Origin of the sequence: Methylophilus sp. Leaf416 (assembly GCF_001424665.1) — a bacterium.
GTDB lineage: Bacteria > Pseudomonadota > Gammaproteobacteria > Burkholderiales > Methylophilaceae > Methylophilus.
Map to the genome: position 1 here is coordinate 481095 of NZ_LMQS01000001.1, position 18148 is coordinate 499242.

Sequence of the window (18148 nt, forward strand, 5' to 3'; positions counted from 1 at the left end):
TCCGGTACCGAGAAAGGAAAAACTTTAATGTCCATGATAACAACCACATCGATCAAAACAACTTCCATCGCCATTTTGTGTGCCATGCTTTCCGCTTGTGCCAGCACCACGAATAACAGCGTATCCGGCGTGCAGCGCAGCCAGCTGCTGCTGTTGCCGACAAGTACCGTGAACCAAATGTCCTCGCAGTCATACACAGAAACTTTGCAGGTAGCGAAGAAAAATAACACCCTCAATGCTGACAAGGCGCTATTGACGCGTGTCACCACTATCTCCAACCGGCTGATTGCGCAGGTAGGTGTTTTCCGCCCGGATGCGGCGCAATGGAAATGGGAAGTGAACGTCGAAAAAAATGACCAGCTGAACGCCTACTGTATGCCTGGCGGCAAAATCATGGTGTTCTCTGGCCTGGCTGAAAAACTCAAAGCAACTGATGATGAATTAGCCGCAGTGATCGGCCACGAAATTGCCCACGCCCTGCGTGAACACGGTCGTGAACGTATGTCGCAAGCTTATATACAGCAATTTGGCTTGCAGGCGCTGGCTACCGTAGTGGGCGGTACCGCCGGTAATATGGCGGCACAGGGTGCCGGGCTTGGCAGCCAATTACTGTTCTCCATGCCAAATGGCAGGGAGCAGGAGCGCGAAGCTGACCGTATGGGACTGGAGCTGGCAGCCCGCGCTGGCTACAACCCGGAAGCGGCGGTAAGTTTATGGAAAAAAATGATGGCGGCTAATAAAGAAGCGCCACCAGAATTTTTAAGTACCCACCCTTCCAGCGAAAATCGCATTAAGGATTTGCAGGCGCTGACTCCTAAAGTCATGCCACTCTACCTGGCGGCGAAGTCTAAATAACTTCCCCCGGCTTGGGATAAGCCTGCCACATTCAATCAGCACTAAAACCCCGAAATTAGGTTAAAATTTCGGGTTTTACTCCTCCCTATCATTTAGAGAACATCATGGATCCACGTCTAAGTATTATCGAGGCGGCTTTTGAAGACCGCGCCAACATCAACCCTGCAAATGCATCTGCAGAAATCAAGCAAACTGTTGCTTCCATTCTTGATGACCTCGACGCTGGTAAATTGCGCGTGGCCAGCCGTATCGGCGACACCCAGCAATGGGAAACCCATCAATGGCTGAAAAAAGCCGTGCTGCTGTCTTTCCGCCTGAAAGATAACTACCTGATGGATGATGGCGTTACCCGTTACTTCGACAAAGTGGACCCGAAATTCGCGGACTATACCGAAGAAGATTTTAAAGCTGGCGGTTTCCGCGTTGTGCCAAATGCCATCGTGCGCAAAGGCTCATTTATTGCTAAAAATACTGTGTTGATGCCTTCATACGTCAACATCGGCGCCTATGTCGGCGAAGGCTCCATGGTGGACACCTGGGCGACTGTCGGTTCATGTGCGCAAATCGGTAAAAACGTACATTTGTCTGGCGGCGTTGGTATTGGCGGTGTGCTGGAACCAGTGCAAGCTGGCCCTACCATTATTGGCGACAACTGTTTCGTCGGTGCACGCTCTGAAGTGGTTGAAGGCGTAGTGGTTGAAGACAACTGTGTGATTTCAATGGGTGTTTATATTGGCCAATCAACCAAAATCTATGACCGCGAAACTGGCGAAGTGCATTATGGTCGCGTACCAGCCGGGTCAGTAGTCGTTTCCGGCAACCTGCCTTCCAGCGATGGCAAGTACAGCCTTTATTGCGCAGTGATCGTGAAAAAAGTTGATGCCAAAACATTAAGCAAAGTCGGCATCAACGAATTGCTACGCGGCATCTAAATTCTGCAGCGGGAATCACTTAAATAATAGTCTCAGGAACGATGCGCTGAGACTTAGAAACTTAAGCTCAAGTTATCAGCGCAACCAGTCGTTATAACAGTGATTCTCGTTAATGCATAGGCGAAGACGAGATTTGAGGATGGAGAAATAGAGTAGCAGTAAATTAATCAGGCTATAAAGCACAAGCAGTAAAGTAGTAGTGTCACAACACCAAAAATCAAAATAATCGTGAATCACTCATTTATGACTACAACGCATCTTTTTGTCCCGATTCTTTTCACACTCAGTGTGGTCGGGTGCTATTTTGCGTTTGAACTGGTAGATCGCCTGCGCAAGGTAGCTGCCAAAGACCATGACAGCCTGCTCAGGAAAAATGCGATTATTGTCGCCCTGGGCGTATTCCTGTTGCATTGCGGCTATCAAATGTCTGCTGACAATTTCCCCAGAATTGCCGAACATCCGGTCGACTTCGTCGGCAGCCTGTTATGTGCATACATGCTTTCACTGTCGTTACTCAGTACCGTCAATAAAAAGAAACTGCCACTGCGGGAACTGCTATATGGTTCACTGGCCGCAGCACTAAGTGGCTACCTGCTTTCATATTTTTACCAGATCAGCGCTGGCGCAATCAATACGCGTATCGATACCTGGACTGCATTATTTGCGTTCTTCCTCTCATGCCTGACTTCTGCCCTCGCGATTGTCACCATGCTGTGGATCAAAAGTTACGAAGGCAAAGCATTGCAACGCCTCAAAGTCATGTTCTCGGTTGAAATCGCGCTAGGTTTCCTGGCCTCGCATGCGGCGATTAACCTGAGCATACTGCACAACAACATGTTTATCGGCCAGCCAACTGACCAGGCAGGCAATTACCTGGTACTGCTATTAACGCTGGCGCCGGTTTTGCTATTTATCACCTCATTTATCCTGGTGATTTTTTACGAGCGGAATGTGGATCTCGCGCAAAGCAAGCTGACTTTCCGCAACACCCAAAGCGCCAACAAAAAATTCCTGGCTTATGACCCTCTGACACAATTGCCCAACCGCGATGCACTCAACCAGCATCTGGCTATTAATGCCAAGCGCTGTGACCGCAACGGCGAATCATTGGCACTGGCATATATTGACTTGGACCACTTCAAGCCGGTTAATGACCAGTATGGCCACCATATCGGTGACCTGCTGTTAATCGAGGTTTCCAAACGCATTAGTAACGCTATCCGTAACTGTGATTACGTCGCCCGCGCCGGCGGTGACGAATTTATCGCTGTACTCAGCGAAATCGAAAATCACCAGAGCGTAGTCACTGTTATTCAGCGCATCATTGATTCCTTGCGTGAAACCTTTGTGATTGAAAATCACGTAATTGAGATTTCCTGCTCTATTGGCATTTCCATGTATCCGCAGGATGGCAATCTGCAAAAACTCAAATTGAATGCAGATGCGGCCATGTACAAAGCCAAGGAAAACGGTAAAAACCAGTACCGTTTCTTCGATGCTGAAATTGAGCAGGCTTCTGACGAAATGCAGCAGACTCGGGTGGAGTTGAAAAAAGCCATTACTGAACAAGAATTCAGGTTGTTATTTCAACCCAAGGTAGATGCGGCCACGCGGCTGGTTCATGGTGCTGAAGCCTTATTGCGCTGGCAACACCCTACCCGCGGCCTGCTATCACCCACTCACTTTATTGAGGCAGCCGAGCGGTTTGGCATGATTGAAGAAATCAATGCCTGGGTGATTTCGCAGACCTGCAACACCATCAGCCAGGCCAGGGAGCGTGGCATAGATTTGAGTATCTCAGTGAATTTGTCTAACCAGCAATTCAGGAACAAGCATCTGAGTGCGCATATACAAGCCATCCTGGAAGAACATCAGGTTGAAGCGCGCAACCTCATTTTAGAGGTGTCCGAAACCACCGCTATCCATCATCAATCGCAGTTTAAAGAAACATTGCGGCACTTTAAAAAGCAGGGGTTGAAAATCTCGCTAGACGATTTTGGCTTGCATCCTTTCAGCCTGACCCACCTGCAAGATCTGGAGATCAGCGAAGTAAAACTGGACCGCTCACTGACTAAAGGTGTAGCTGCCTCAAAAATCTCGTTATCGATTGTGGAAGCGATTGTCAAACTGGCACATGCGCTGGACTTGAACGTGGTGGCTGAGGGTGTGGAAGATGAAGAACAGCGCCAGGCCTTGGTCAGCATCAACTGCGACCAGATGCAGGGTTACCTGTTCTCGAAACCGGTTGAGCAAAAATTCCTGTTTGATGTGTTCAGTGAACTACAGTTGAAATCCATCACCAAAAGCCTGTTTTAGTTTTTTAGTGCTCCCTTCTCCCGCCGAATTAATTACTCCACCTTTGCTGCTGGCTGGTAAAATGGTTTCTTTGACCAAGAATTATCGCCATGAAACTTTACGGCATCCCCAATTGCAGCACTGTCAAAAAAGCACGCGCATGGCTGGATCAGCATGCAGTCGCTTACGAATTTCACGATTTTAAAAAACTGGGGCTGGATGCTGCCACCGGGCAACAATGGCTAACCCAGCAACCCTGGGAAAAACTGGTCAACCGCAGTGGCGTGACCTGGCGCAACCTGAGTGACACCGAGAAAAATGCCGTGGTAGATACAGCCAGTGCATTGCGGCTAATGCAGGAGAAAACCTCAGTGATTAAACGCCCGGTACTGGTCGATAACAATCAGATTCTCACCCTTGGTTTTAACGAAGCCGATTACAACCAACTCTTTGCCAAAGAATAGTGATCATGTCAAAAACACTGGAACTCGCCATTGACTTGCTTAAACGCCGCTCCCTGACACCGGAAGATGCCGGCTGCCAGGAAACCATGATTGCGCGCCTGGAACCACTGGGTTTCAAGATTGAGCGCATGCGTTTTGGCGAAGTAGATAACTTTTATGCCCGCCGCGGCACTACCGGCCCATTGCTGGTATTTGCCGGCCATACCGATGTGGTGCCTACCGGCCCGCTGGATAAATGGCATACGCCACCTTTCGAACCGACCATTAAAGATGGCATGCTATATGCGCGCGGGGCGGCCGACATGAAAACCTCATTGGCGGCATTTATCACCAGTATTGAAGAATTTGTGGCGGAGAATCCGGATCATCCTGGTTCTATCGGTTTATTGATTACTTCTGATGAAGAAGCCATTGCCATTGAAGGCACGGTCAAAGTAGTAGAAGCATTGCAGGCACGCGGTGAGACTTTTGACTATTGTATCGTTGGCGAACCGACCAGTAACAAACTGGTGGGCGACATGATTAAAAATGGCCGTCGCGGCTCATTGTCCGGCACATTGATCGTTAAAGGTATCCAGGGCCATATCGCCTACCCGCACCTGGTGAAAAACCCGATTCACCTGGTGGCGCCTGCCATTAAAGACATGGTGGAAACGGTGTGGGATAACGGTAATGAATACTTTCCGCCTACCTCATGGCAGATTTCGAATATGAATGGCGGCACCGGTGCGACCAATGTGGTGCCTGGTGAAGTCGAAATCCTGTTTAATTTCCGTTATTGCCCTGAGGTCGATGGTCAAGGTAGTTCTGAGACCAGCTTGCGTTCACGTGTGCATGCCATCCTGGATAAACATGAACTGGACTATTCTCTGGACTGGGAACATAACCAGTCATACATCACGCCGCGTGGTGAGCTGGTTGCCGCCATCAGCCAGGCCATCGAGCAGAATTATGGCATCACTCCGGAACTGTCGACTACCGGCGGCACTTCTGATGGTCGCTTTATTGCGGATATCTGCAAGGAAGTCATTGAATTCGGCCCGCTAAACGCCACTATCCACAAACTGAATGAATGTGTTGGCGTAGCGGATATCGAACCCTTGAAAGAGACCTACAAGCGGACCATGCAATTGCTGCTGAAATAAACCGAATAAACCTATGACACACACTTTACAAACCATACGTGACTGGCTGCGCTACGCAGTCAGTCGTTTTGAAAACTCGGATATTTTTTATGGTCATGGCACCGATAACAGCTATGACGAAGCTGTCTGGCTGGTGATGAGCGCACTGCATCTGCCGCACGATACGCTGGATAATTTTCTTGATGCACGGCTGACGGCAGAAGAAAGCCAGCATCTCGCAACATTGATAGAAAAGCGTGTCACTGAACATACACCCACTGCTTACCTGGTCAACGAAGCCTGGTTACGCGGATATAAGTTCTATGTCGATGAACGCGTGATTGTACCGCGCTCATTTATTGCCGAACTGCTTGAAAATGGCTTGCAGCCATGGGTAGAGTTTCCGGAAATGGTGGAATCGGCTGCCGATATTTGCACCGGCTCAGGCTGTTTAGGTGTGTTGCTGGCGGAGGCTTTCCCGAATGCGCATATCGATGTGATCGACATCTCTCCGGATGCAATTGAGGTGAGTAATATCAATATAGGACGTTATGGCCTGGAGCATCAGGTACAAACCGTGCAGTCCGATATGTTTACTGCACTCAAAGGCAGGAAATACGACGTTATTATCAGCAATCCGCCTTATGTGGATGCACCAAGCATGGCCGAATTACCGGCAGAGTATCGCCAGGAGCCTCAATTGGCGCTAGGCAGTGGTGATGCGGGTTTGGATCACACGCACACGCTGCTTACGCAAGCCAGTGAATATTTAAATGATGGTGGCGTGCTGGTAGTTGAAATCGGTCATAACCGTGATGCCTTGCATGCGGCCTATCCTGATCTGCCATTCACGTGGCTGGATACCAGCGGCGGAGACCAGTTTGTGTTTATTCTGACCAGGGAAGACTTGCTGGAAGCAGGTTTGCTTGCAGAGTAAAGCTGTTGTTTAAGCTTTACTGAATCGGTTTTTTTCAAATACTAATTAGGCTTTTTAACTTGTCTGCCGCGATTAACGCAGTGTCAATTTAGCAAGCCTTGGCTTTATTCCAGTTATCCGCGACCACGATCCCTATCGCTACGCTTTTTAGCCCCAGAGTTCACGCGGGCATTCTGGCGCGAAGCCTGTTTTAAATCTGAATCCTGGCGAATACGGCGTGTACCTGGTGGGGGTGCCGGACGCGCAGGTTTTTCAGTGGGTGCAGCGCCATTCGCTGTTTCCAGCAGGCTGCGGCGTTGTTTGCGCACTTTCGGCACAAATACACTGGTTGCACGGTCTTTTTCACGCGGGCTTAACTGCTTCAGCGGTTTGTTTGGCACCGGCAATCCCACCCATTCCAGAACACCAACCACCTGTTTTTGTTCCAGTTTAAGCATGGTACCGCGTTTAAGACGTGGCGGTAGATTGATAGGCCCGAAGCGCACACGCATCAAGCGGCTGACCGGTAAATGGAAGGCTTCAAACAGGCGGCGAACTTCGCGGTTACGGCCTTCTTTGATCACCACCTGGTACCATTTGTTAACGCCTTCACCACCGGTCGCATAAATGCTCTCGAAATTGGCCGGGCCGTCTTCCAGTTCAATACCTTGTTTCAGTTGCGCCATCTGGTCTTCAGTCAGCTCGCCCAGAATACGTACCGCATATTCCCGTTCAACTTCATAGCGCGGGTGCATGAAGTGGTTAGCCAGTTCGCCCGAGTTGGTGAATATTAATAAGCCGCTGGTATTCATATCCAGGCGGCCAATCGCGATCCATTTACCCTGTTTGATCTTGGGTAATTTATCAAATACGGTAGCACGCCCTTCCGGGTCGTCCTGGCTGACCAGTTCACCTTCTGGTTTATGGTAGAGCAATATTTGTGGCAATTCCGGTTCAAACGGCAAATGCAGGATGCGGCTATCAAGACGGATGACATCGTGCTCATCAACAGTAGCGCCCACCACAGCGACTTGGCCATTGATGGTGATGCGGCCGCTACCTATCAGGGTTTCCATATCGCGGCGCGAACCAAAGCCTGCCAGAGCCAGCAGTTTATGCAAGCGATGCCCCGCACGTGCAGGGGTAGCCGAATCTTCACCCTCCTCTTGCACGACTGGTGGCGGGGTAACGGCCGGACGTTTTGCGGGAGAACCTGGTTTAGGTGTTTTAAATGGACGCGCCATGCTTAACCTCTTGAATGAAGGCTCTATTTTACCGTATTTAAGAGCTTCGCCCTAAGGCTAAATCTTGGCCGATTTGAAAACTTAACCTGAAACCCGGCTTGGCGGCATTCAAGCAGGGCAACACACGGCAGGCAAATCTAATACGTGCGAGATTAGGTCACAAAGTCTCGGCATACACCACCTGTAATTGCAGGTTTCTGGCGCCATTGAATTCGTTGATTTGCAATGCATAGGCCAACGTCACTTTTTCGGGCAACAAGGTAGCCTGCTGGAAATAAATAGCCTCAAACTGTGCGCCCTGTTTTTGCAAACGCAATTTAAGGTGTTTTTCGCCCAGAATGCGCTGTTGAACTACTTCAAAGTCGTCATAAAACAAAGGCGGCGGAAAGCCCTGACCCCACACCTGATGGCTGAGAATTTCTGCGTTTTGCAGGGTCATCTCCTCTATTTCCAGGGCACCGTCGGTTTCCAGCACTTGCTGCAGGATTTCTGCAGTAATCAACTGCTGTACTACCTGCTCAAAAACCTGCTGGAAACGGACAAAATCATCGGCGCGTATACTGAGGCCTGCCGCCATTGCATGGCCACCAAACTTGATGATTAAATCAGGGTGTAACTTGGTCACCAAGTCCAATGCATCACGCAGATGCAAGCCGGCAATCGAACGACCGGAACCTTTAATCAGGCCGTCACCGGCATCTGCAAATGCAATCACCGGGCGGTGAAAGCGCTCTTTAATGCGTGAAGCAAGAATTCCAATGACGCCTTGGTGCCAGTCTGGCTGAAAAACGCTAATCGTGTATTGTTCATCCTGAAAATCCTGCGCCAGGTCTGCCATGGCATCCCATTGCATTTCGGCTTCGATTTGTTTGCGTTCAGCATTCAGCGCATGCAATTGCTGTGCGTACTGCATGGCTTCTTGCGGCGTGGCTGCCAGCAGGCAACGAATACCTATGGTCATGTCATCCAGCCTGCCGGCAGCATTCAGGCGCGGACCTACATAAAACCCCAAATCTTGCGCAGTGACTTGTTCCGGATGACGGCCCGCCAGTTTCAATATTGCCAGAATCCCCGGGCAAGCCTGCCCCTGCCTGATACGTTTTAAGCCCTGCCGCACCAGGATGCGGTTATTGGCATCCAGTTTGACCAGGTCAGCTACCGTGCCAAGTGCTACCAGGTCGAGCAAACTGCCAAGATGCACTGCGTCATCAGTCAGCAAACCGCGCTGCTTCAACTCTGCGCGCAGTCCTATCAGCACATAAAACATCACGCCCACCCCGGCCAAATGCTTGCTGGGAAAATCGCAACCACGCTGATTGGGGTTCACGATACAATCCGCCACCGGTGTTTGCTCTGCCGGCAAATGGTGATCGGTGATCAATACCTGCATCCCCAGCGCTTTCGCCGCGAGTACACCGTCAATACTGGCAATACCATTATCTACCGTTAAAATCACATCCGGCCGCTGCCTGGCGGCCAAAGCGACGATTTCCGGCGTTAAGCCATAGCCATATTCAAAACGGTTGGGTACCAAAAAATCTACCTGCGCACCCATCATCGCTAAGCCACGCATGGCAACACAGGTGGCGGTGGCACCATCCGCATCATAGTCACCAATAATCAGGATATGCTTCTTTTCCTGTATTGCATCCGCCAGCATTATGGACATCTCGGTACAACCCGTGAGTGCCTGTGGTTTTAGCAGATGCGGCATGTCTTGCATTGTCCAGTCATCAACAGACACTGTCCTGGCAGCCAGTAACCGGGCTAATAAGTCAGGCAAGCCTTGCGCCTGCAAGGCCTCAAATGATGTTGTTGAATATGGTCTTTGCTGAATTTTCATAAATGATTAAACGCGAGCGAAGGCGATTAAATGGCCTCGGGTAATTTGGAGGTTGGCAGTGAGGCTTCCAGATGCGCATACAAACTTTCCAGGGTGTAGGCTTTACGCCAGAAGTGCCAGCGATGGCTTTTTTTACAGCTGATCCGCACACTGCGCTCGGCCACCGGCAACACAATTTCAAGCTGAGACAACTGTCCTTTTTGCCATGCATTGCTAAGCGCATTCCAGTCAACCTGATCAACGCGGTCAACCACCATCAATGCGTCCTGATTCGATTGGCCAAGTGCTTCAGCCATTGACAGCTGTTTCACACCCGGCAGCTGGCAGGCGGATAAGCCATCAAATACGTCACCCGAGCCATAAACCACTTGTGGTGGATGTTGCCATTCCGGCAACGTTGGCACACTCGCAAACCACAAACTGTTAAGCTGCGCCGGCCAGGCTGTTAAACCAGTTTCGCTGGATAGCTGATGCAACAGCATCTGAATTTCATTCGTCCACTGACGAACAAGTGAGGCATGCTTACCTTGCGGTTGCCACTGGAAAGCCTGCTGATATAAACAGTCTTGCGGCCAGGGCGATTGCACATCCAGTTTGCTCAGAGGTTGTATCCACCAGAATCGCTGACCCAGTGTTGGGCACACAATAAAATCTTCTTGAAAATGTTGCTGCAATCGCTGGGTTAAATACACATAAACTTCAGCAGGTAACTGGATAGTACCTTGTAAGGAAAACGTATCCCGCTGTAAACCGAGATGCACAGGCAGCATGCACATTACAGGCGTATCTTTCATCGCATCATTGCTTGCGCGCAGTACGGCTGACACAATTGATGTAGGTGCTGAAGCCTTATCCGTAACAAGCTTATCCTTAACGCGCAAAGCTGAAAACAAAGCAGCCAGCGGTGTGGCGGAGCTTACTTGCCAGTCAGCCTTTAACAGCATGGAGCACTGTCCAGTCAGAGACTGCACTAGGCCAGCCGTTTCAGTGGCTGCATCGGAGAGATAATCTGTGATATAAATTTGCTGTATCATGAAAAAACAAATACACTCTTTTTACAAAAACGAGCCAACTATATGCAAGACTGGCTTAAGCGGGTCCGCAAAATTTACTGTTGGTATCTTGTGGACTTATACACGATTTAAGAGGGGATGTCATGACATTAGCAATACCCATATGCGATAATCATCATCGCACATCCACCACCGTGTTGAACCAACCGAATTACCCGTCACCATGCAATTTTTCCAGCAATTAAGTATCCAGTCCCGATTATTGTTATTAGTAATCGCGCCGATATTTACCTTATCCTGCTCCCTGCTGATGCTGGATTTCAAAGAGCAGCTGCAACGTGATGAAGAAAAACTGAGCCAGCATGCGCTGACCACTGCAAAATTTCTCTCAGCCGTTGTGCATAACCAAACAGACCTGCATGGTCGTCCCTATATCGAACGCCTGCTTAAGGCTAGTCAGCTAGATCGCGAACCTTATCTTTCCCTGATGATTGCGGATGCAGATAAACGCCCGCTGGCACAACTGGGTGCTTCGTTTACCGTAGGTGATTCATTACCTCGCCAGGACGCTATCGTGATGCAGCAAGCCACGCATGACGTCACTATGGTGAGAGTGTTTACCACTGAACCTAAGCATGCCTTGCTGGGTTTTGTGTTTGTTGCCATCGATAAAGCAGCTTTGATTGAAGATCACCGCCAGGCGTTTATCAGGAATGTAGGTTACATCACATTAGGGCTGATGCTGTGCTCAATACTGGTATATTGGGTCAGCCGCTCCATTAGCCAGCCCATTCGCGAGATGACAGCCGCACTGAAGCGCTTCGTGATAGGTAACCAGCACATCAGCCAGGTGAAAAATACCCTGCCTGAAATTAATTCGCTGCAAACAACGATCAATGAAATCTCGAGAGAGATGCAGCACGTCGAAGCTGACATGCGTCATCGTATCCAGGATGCCCAGGCACAATTACGTTACCAGGCACGACATGATGCATTAACTGGCCTGGTGAATCGCCAGGAATTGGAAAGACGCCTCCAACAAGCATTGGAAGACGTTAAGCAGCACCGTGCAGATCATGTGTTTTGCTACATGGATCTCGACCAGTTCCGCGTCATTAATGACACCTGCGGCCATCCTGCCGGCGATGAAATGCTGAGACAGATCAGCATGATCCTGAGTCAACGCATACGCGCTGAAGACACATTTGCCAGGCTTGGCGGTGATGAATTCGGCTTACTGCTCAGCTATTGCCAGGTCGAAAAAGCCATTGAAATCGCCGCTCAATTGCGCCAAATGGTGGAATCATTCCGGTTTATGCATGAAGGCAGGTTGTTTCATACCGGCATCAGCATAGGTATCGTTGAAGTCACTGCTGACCTGAAAGACGTAGGCCAGATTACCCGGCATGCCGATGCCGCCTGTTATGTGGCTAAAGATAACGGACGTAACCAGATACATTTATTCCATCCTGAAGATGATGTGTTACTCAAGCGACATGTGGAGATGGAATGGGTATTGCGCATCAATGAGGCAATAGAACACAATGATTTCGTACTGTATTGCCAGGGGATTTTCCCCATGCAACAGAAAGAGTTGCCGCCGTTCTATGAAATTCTGATCCGCAAGCGTGATGAACATGGCGGCATTATCCCGCCTGCAGAATTTTTACCATCAGCTGAACGCTATCAACTGATGAACAAGATTGATCGCTGGGTTATTCAGCATGCTTTTATGGCTTTGCAGCCTTTATTCAAAACGCAATCCAGCAACAAACCATTTATCGTCAGCATCAATCTCTCGGGCATGTCTTTAGGCGACCCGACGCTGTTACCTTATATTAAAAATTGTTTCAGCAATTACGAAGTTTCTCCCAGTCATGTTTGTTTTGAAGTCACTGAAACTTCAGCCATCATTAATATCGACAACACCATCAAACTGATTAACGAATTGAAGCTGATGGGCACGCGCTTTATGCTGGACGACTTTGGCAGTGGCATGTCTTCCTTCAGCTACCTCAAACATTTGCCGGTCGATTTTCTGAAGATGGATGGCGCTTATGTGAAAGATATCACCACCAATAAAGTGGATCTGGCGATGGCAAAAGCGATTCAAAGTGTCGCTGAGTCCATGGAAATTGAAACAATAGCTGAATACGTTGAAGACCAGGCCACTCTAGACTGCCTGAACGAAATGGGCGTTGCCTATGCACAAGGTTTTTACCTCAACAGGCCGATTCCATTGAGTGAGGCACTTTCCCGCCATATCGCTACTTCGCAGCCAGCCAAAAAAACAGTCACCACGACTGATACCATTGCTTAGTCACTCGTCATCCGCAGCGTGCTTTAGAGCAATACGGACTTGGCTTCATGTCAGTTTCAAAGAAACAGTGTTGTTGCACTTTCTAACGATGCTTGCGTGCGAATATCATCAATTGTGAATATCGCTTCCTCGCCGATATTTGTCGGAATATCCAGTTCGTTACCCACACTGTTAATACGGATTGAATCAATCGAAATCCCGCTTTCAGTGTAATGTACACCCACAATAGCTGCATTCATCACCTGCTGCTGACACTCAGGTAATACTTCATCCATATTGAGCAAAACCACGATAGCCGGTTTGGCATTTGCTGTTGTCAAACCATTTTGAGAAATTGAAGAGATCACGTTGGCACTATCGGTGGCCGCCTGGGCGTAAATGGAATGATGCACAGGAAACAGAAAAACAAAAAATACCATGCAAAAATCGATAGGTCTTTGATGAAATAATTTCATACATCAGGCACCTATCAGAAAAAGAATCAGCGACATGATTGCGACAGGTACAATGACCGCCACCGCACCAGCACCGGCTAGAAGAACCGCCGTAGAAGTGTTCATGCGACTCACCTTGAGAGAATGACCCTCATGCGTTGGTGGAATTTGAATCCGGTGAGTGTGCTGACCTGATAAATGCGATTTCGCCATGATCAATTCTCCACAAATAGTATTACAGAGTGTTACATTGCTCATTAAAGAATTCAGTCTGATAACGTACACAATCGACACACATTCACAGCAACTCCCCAATCTCAAACTCGATTGATTATTGTTTGGATCATCAACTTTCCCGATGCAAACTTTAAGACGGTTTTTCAGATGGAAAATATTCAAGGCTGATTTACTGCTATTCTAAAACTGGAGTTTTAATGAGCAATCATTGTGGACTCATACGTTTGCTTATCCATCTCATAGCAATAACATGCTTTTTGCAGCAATGCCAGCGGGTTCAATATCTCAATGTGACCCCGGCTGTAATGTACGATTTTAGCTTGCTGTAATTTACTGGCGATATTGTTAATGCCTGCCCGGCGCACTCCCAACAAAGTCGCCAGTAGCTCCTGGGTGATGGTAAGCGTCGATGTCTGCAGCCGGTCACTATAGGCGAGCAGCAATCGAGCCAGCCGTTGCTGTACGTTATGCAGGCCATTACACACAGCAGCCTGCGCATGTTGCGCATTCAATACTGCAATATACCGATCCAGACAGATACCGAAGTTTTTGTTGCTCAACTTGAGGGCATACAAATGCTCTACAGAAATGCGCAGTGCCGTCCCTTGCGCAAGCACGATGGCAGAATACGGCACAAACTGAACACCAAGTGCTGGCGCGATATCTAACATTCCCTCATTACCAATCAAGGCAATAGCTAATGGCTTATCCAGCGCGTGCTGCAGGATTAAAGCAATGACTCCGCAAGTTGGAAAATAGATGTATTCAATGGCAATGCCAGGTGCATTGAGTTGTTGTCCTAACGTAAGCTCTACCCATACTCCATACTTTACCAATCGATTTTGGCAACGACGATCTAGTTGGTTTATTAGCCTGTTCCAAGTAAGCGCGTGTTCCATTCAACAAAAATAACATCTATGCAATGTTACGTATGTTCGTTTACACACATGCGGAGCATCCCTTCCCGCTTTAGGCATGCTTATCTGTTAGACAGTCACGGCATCTTTAAAGAAAGATGGCCTTAATGAAACCTTACCTAGCTTAGGTTATGAGGCTTGTATCGGGCTATTACTGGCGCGCATATGTTGCGCAGCAAATATATAAGGAGATGGCAGCTTCAATCAAGCTAAATGGTATCGGCTTTTTGATGATGATTTCTTTGCATATCCGGGAGTAATCGATCAAATTCTGTTTTAACTACCTGATAGCACTCGCATACTGCCTTTTCCAGCTTGGGTCGGTCCAGTACGCGTATGTGCCCACGTGAATACTCTATCATGCCGGCACGTTGCAACCTGCCCGCTGCCTCAGTCACCCCTTCACGTCGTACACCCAGCATATTGGCCATTAACTCCTGTGTCATATGAAGATCATTTGCAGATAACCTGTCCAGGCTCAGTAATAACCAACGACACAATTGCTGTTCAATCGAATGATGGCGGTTACATACGGCAGTTTGGGTCATTTGAGTAATTAAGGCCTGTGTGTAGCGCAATAGTAAATGCATCATCGCGCCTCCACGGCTAAATTCCAGTTTTAACAGGCTGGCCCGCATTCTATAACCATGGCCTGAACTTTGTACCACAGCACGGCTGGGCGTCGTTTCACCACCCATAAACAATGAAATCCCTAATACCCCTTCATTACCTACGACTGCAATTTCCGCGGATGCCCCGCTTTCCAGGACATACAATAAAGACACGATAGAAGTAGTGGGAAAATACACATGCTGGAGCTGACCACCAGACTCGTACAGCGTATGCCCCAAGGGCATTGCGACATACTCAAGCATGGGTTCAATTCGGAGATAATCGGATTCTGGCAGCGCCTTCAACAAGTGGTTTTGTTGTGGTTGTGGAGTGGGCTTGCTAACCATATTCCGCCTTTAGCTGAAAGTTACATGATAGTACACCTTACTTATCTCTTATGTGCGATAGCGTACATTAGGATTCTTGCATGATGCACAGTGTTAACCTGCCCAAAGCTAACTACATAGATAGTGATGGCGGGATTCACACTTTGACCGAGTCTATCCCAAGCAACATTCTGGTTTAACTCACGCGCAATCCACACGGAAAAAAGTATAAAAAAGCGCCATGCGAATGGCGCTTTCTATTTATTATCAAGTCTCAATCCAATGTGATTTCCTTACTAACCTTTCCTGGTGCGACGTGCACCAATCAAGCCAATCAACCCCAGTCCTGAAAAAACCATCAGGCCGGTTGAAGCTTCCGGTACGGCAGCAGCTGAAGCAAACCCTTCAGCATTTGAACCGATCCCATTTGATATCACAAAGTTTCCTGATTGATAGTTTGTCGCATTGGTACGGATAATCTGGATGTAACTGGTTGACCCAGGTTGAATATCGCCCGTCACCACCGGTACGAAATTAAATCCGATGACACCGGCGTTTGAGCGGTCTGCGTTATCAGAAAACTCACTGCCATTTGCGAAGATCCCGAAACCAGTTCCAGTCTGATACACATCAACCACACTCGCGCCCAGGCTACTAAAATCAAATCCCGCAAAGCGGTGAACGCCATTCTGGGAGCTGTCTTCATTGGTGAACTGATAGTAAAAGTCAAAACCTGTGGCGGTTTGATATACGGCAGAACGGGCGGTACCGTTGTAACTGATATTACTGATGGCCGTGATAGCACTATCAATCAAAGTGCCACCAAAACCGCTGGCTACGATATCTACGCTAGTGGCCGAAGAATTCGACACGAGTACGGTGGCATGGGCACTACTCATTACACCTGCCATAGCAAGGGTAAGGACTAAAATTTTCATTTTCAAATGCATGTCGAGCTCCTTAAGGGGAAGGGATAGCGCAATAAATCAGGTGAACTCTTGCGCTGATATGCATCATTACTGATTGCAAACGTGAGTTCTGTACGCTAGAACACTTATCAAAAAAGAGTTCTGGCGTTGGTTGTTTTTTGCCTAATTCAGTGCAAAAGCAATGAAGACCACCTGGATAAAATTGCCGCTTGAGCTTGGATAAACAGGGTTTATTTTGGGTGATGTTGAGTGATCTTATGCCTGCCCCTGTGTTCGATAGCGTACAGACACTAATTCAATAACATCTCAATATATGACTTATAAATGTGCTGCAGTTGCCAGAAGATAAATCAATTGCAGAGGACTTTTAGAAACGTAACTTGTGCTTGTTTAACAGGTGATGAGTTTGTACCACTTAACTCTTTCCCTATGGCTATCCCCTCCATAAGAAAAGGGAAATCCCGCTTCGGCGGGATTTTTTTGCTAGATACGCATTGAAAGATTACAAACCTGTAATGCGCGAAACCGCACACAGGAGAGAAGCCAGTCCAGGTTGTTAATTGATAATAGTGGCAATGACTGGCTTGATTTGCCAATCATGCAAAATGTCTGCCAGTGGCGTATACACTGGTCTTTGACCGGTATTATCAGCATAGCCTAACAACCCTGCCGGGCAATGCCGGTTATCATCCCAACCTGGATAATCCACCACAGGATAGAGACAGACGCCATCAATCGGAATTCCGGATATTTGCGCTTTAGCCACTTCATTAAAAATATAGCTTGCCCAGGCTGCGCGGTTTTCTCCTTCAGCACCCGTTTCCGCCACCAGCATGCGCCGTCCATAGCGCAAATATACTTCAGCCAGCATGTCGTACAAAGGCCGGTAAGCCGGCGACGTGGGAGACACTTTTTCACCTCCGATATACCACTGGTTATTGCTGTAATAATTCAGACCGACAATATCCAGATATTTAGGATCGCCGCCTAAGCCAGGCCATGCTTCACCAATCAGCATATCTAACGCTTCAAATTGTGCTTGTCGATAAGCTTCAGCCTGGCCTTTATCTCTTGGTCGGTCAATTCTGGGTAATACGTTAATCAACGGCTCAGCGGTGATGAAACGTGCACGAGGGTCTACCTCCCGTATAGCCTCAATCGCAGCGATGGTAGCACGCACGAGTTGATGTTTCAGCTCCAGTGCGCGTCCCTTCGCTAAAGGATTAAAAAAGGCGACTTCTCCACCGGCCCAGGCCCAAAACGACATTTCGTTGACTGGGCAAAATAGCGGGATAGTATCTGTTTCATTTTTAATCACGCGTGCCACTTCAGAAGCAAACCGCGAAAACCGTTTCACAAATTCTGGACGCCAGATGTTCAATCCATCCGGGATGCCATAGTGACTCAGATCCCAGATAACCTGAACTTGAGCGTGATGGGCAGCCTTCACCAGTGGTAAAAAACTTGACCAATCATATTCACCTGGCCGGGTTTCAATCAAATGCCATCGCAGGCCATCACGTATGGTTTTAAGCCCATGCGCACTAAGTGCCATGTAATCTTCAAGTGCCCACCTGTCATGCCTGGTAGAAGCAATCAGGTCCAGCCGTCGCCCATCTCGTCTACGATGTGTCGAACATTCAAACCCGCCCATAAAAAAACTGTTGAAACTTTCAGAAGGTTGCAA

15 protein-coding genes are annotated in these 18148 nt (G+C 48.4%); 7 read left to right on the forward strand and 8 right to left on the reverse strand.

Annotated features, from left to right (window positions below; translation table 11 throughout):
• Nucleotides 1–33: 33 nt before the first annotated feature.
• The 6 genes from ASG34_RS02265 to prmB all read left to right on the forward strand — a co-directional run bounded on the left by ASG34_RS02265 (nucleotide 34) and on the right by prmB (nucleotide 6607).
• Nucleotides 34–855: a M48 family metallopeptidase gene (locus ASG34_RS02265; protein WP_055827276.1), complete on the forward strand. Its 822-nt coding sequence runs from the start codon at nucleotides 34–36 to the stop codon at nucleotides 853–855.
• 104 nt (nucleotides 856–959) lie between these two features.
• Nucleotides 960–1787 (forward strand): 2,3,4,5-tetrahydropyridine-2,6-dicarboxylate N-succinyltransferase, encoded by an 828-nt coding sequence (dapD, locus tag ASG34_RS02270; protein WP_055826029.1) that lies wholly within the window; start codon nucleotides 960–962, stop codon nucleotides 1785–1787.
• Between the two features lie 243 nt (nucleotides 1788–2030).
• Nucleotides 2031–4103 carry a bifunctional diguanylate cyclase/phosphodiesterase gene (locus tag ASG34_RS02275; protein ID WP_055826031.1) on the forward strand — a complete coding sequence of 691 codons (2073 nt, stop codon included), beginning with the start codon at nucleotides 2031–2033 and terminating at the stop codon, nucleotides 4101–4103.
• Nucleotides 4104–4192: 89 nt separating this feature from the next.
• The gene (locus ASG34_RS02280; protein ID WP_055826032.1) at nucleotides 4193–4546 is read left to right on the forward strand and encodes an ArsC family reductase; all 354 of its coding nucleotides are present in this window, start codon (nucleotides 4193–4195) and stop codon (nucleotides 4544–4546) included.
• Nucleotides 4547–4551: 5 nt separating this feature from the next.
• Nucleotides 4552–5691, forward strand: coding sequence for a succinyl-diaminopimelate desuccinylase (gene dapE, locus ASG34_RS02285; protein WP_055826034.1), 1140 nt, complete (start codon nucleotides 4552–4554; stop codon nucleotides 5689–5691).
• Nucleotides 5692–5704: 13 nt separating this feature from the next.
• Nucleotides 5705–6607: a 50S ribosomal protein L3 N(5)-glutamine methyltransferase gene (gene prmB / locus ASG34_RS02290; RefSeq protein ID WP_055826036.1), complete on the forward strand. Its 903-nt coding sequence runs from the start codon at nucleotides 5705–5707 to the stop codon at nucleotides 6605–6607.
• A 113-nt stretch (nucleotides 6608–6720) separates the two neighbouring features.
• Here prmB and rluB read toward each other — a convergent pair whose 3' ends face one another.
• The 3 genes from rluB to ASG34_RS02305 form a co-directional block, all read right to left on the reverse strand.
• Complete coding sequence (gene rluB / locus ASG34_RS02295) at nucleotides 6721–7830, reverse strand: 23S rRNA pseudouridine(2605) synthase RluB (RefSeq protein ID WP_055826038.1); 1110 nt, start codon at nucleotides 7828–7830, stop codon at nucleotides 6721–6723.
• Nucleotides 7831–7987: 157 nt separating this feature from the next.
• Entirely contained in the window at nucleotides 7988–9673 is a 1686-nt protein-coding gene (gene recJ, locus ASG34_RS02300; RefSeq protein WP_055826040.1) for a single-stranded-DNA-specific exonuclease RecJ, read from the reverse strand.
• Nucleotides 9674–9699: 26 nt separating this feature from the next.
• Nucleotides 9700–10707: a hypothetical protein gene (locus tag ASG34_RS02305; RefSeq protein WP_055826042.1), complete on the reverse strand. Its 1008-nt coding sequence runs from the start codon at nucleotides 10705–10707 to the stop codon at nucleotides 9700–9702.
• A 202-nt stretch (nucleotides 10708–10909) separates the two neighbouring features.
• Between ASG34_RS02305 and ASG34_RS02310 the strand changes: the two genes are divergently transcribed.
• Complete coding sequence (locus ASG34_RS02310; protein WP_055826044.1) at nucleotides 10910–13006, forward strand: putative bifunctional diguanylate cyclase/phosphodiesterase; 2097 nt, start codon at nucleotides 10910–10912, stop codon at nucleotides 13004–13006.
• A gap of 56 nt (nucleotides 13007–13062) precedes the next feature.
• Here ASG34_RS02310 and ASG34_RS02315 read toward each other — a convergent pair whose 3' ends face one another.
• The 5 genes from ASG34_RS02315 to ASG34_RS02335 form a co-directional block, all read right to left on the reverse strand.
• A complete protein-coding gene (locus tag ASG34_RS02315; protein ID WP_156376446.1) occupies nucleotides 13063–13461 on the reverse strand; it encodes a hypothetical protein in 399 nt (132 codons plus the stop codon).
• Nucleotides 13462–13871: 410 nt separating this feature from the next.
• A complete protein-coding gene (locus ASG34_RS02320) occupies nucleotides 13872–14513 on the reverse strand; it encodes a Crp/Fnr family transcriptional regulator (RefSeq protein WP_055826048.1) in 642 nt (213 codons plus the stop codon).
• 290 nt (nucleotides 14514–14803) lie between these two features.
• Complete coding sequence (locus ASG34_RS02325; RefSeq protein ID WP_055826050.1) at nucleotides 14804–15553, reverse strand: Crp/Fnr family transcriptional regulator; 750 nt, start codon at nucleotides 15551–15553, stop codon at nucleotides 14804–14806.
• 275 nt (nucleotides 15554–15828) lie between these two features.
• Entirely contained in the window at nucleotides 15829–16431 is a 603-nt protein-coding gene (locus ASG34_RS02330; RefSeq protein ID WP_156376447.1) for a PEP-CTERM sorting domain-containing protein, read from the reverse strand.
• Nucleotides 16432–17017: 586 nt separating this feature from the next.
• Nucleotides 17018–18148, reverse strand: coding sequence for a beta-glucosidase (locus tag ASG34_RS02335; RefSeq protein WP_235559635.1), 1131 nt, complete (start codon nucleotides 18146–18148; stop codon nucleotides 17018–17020).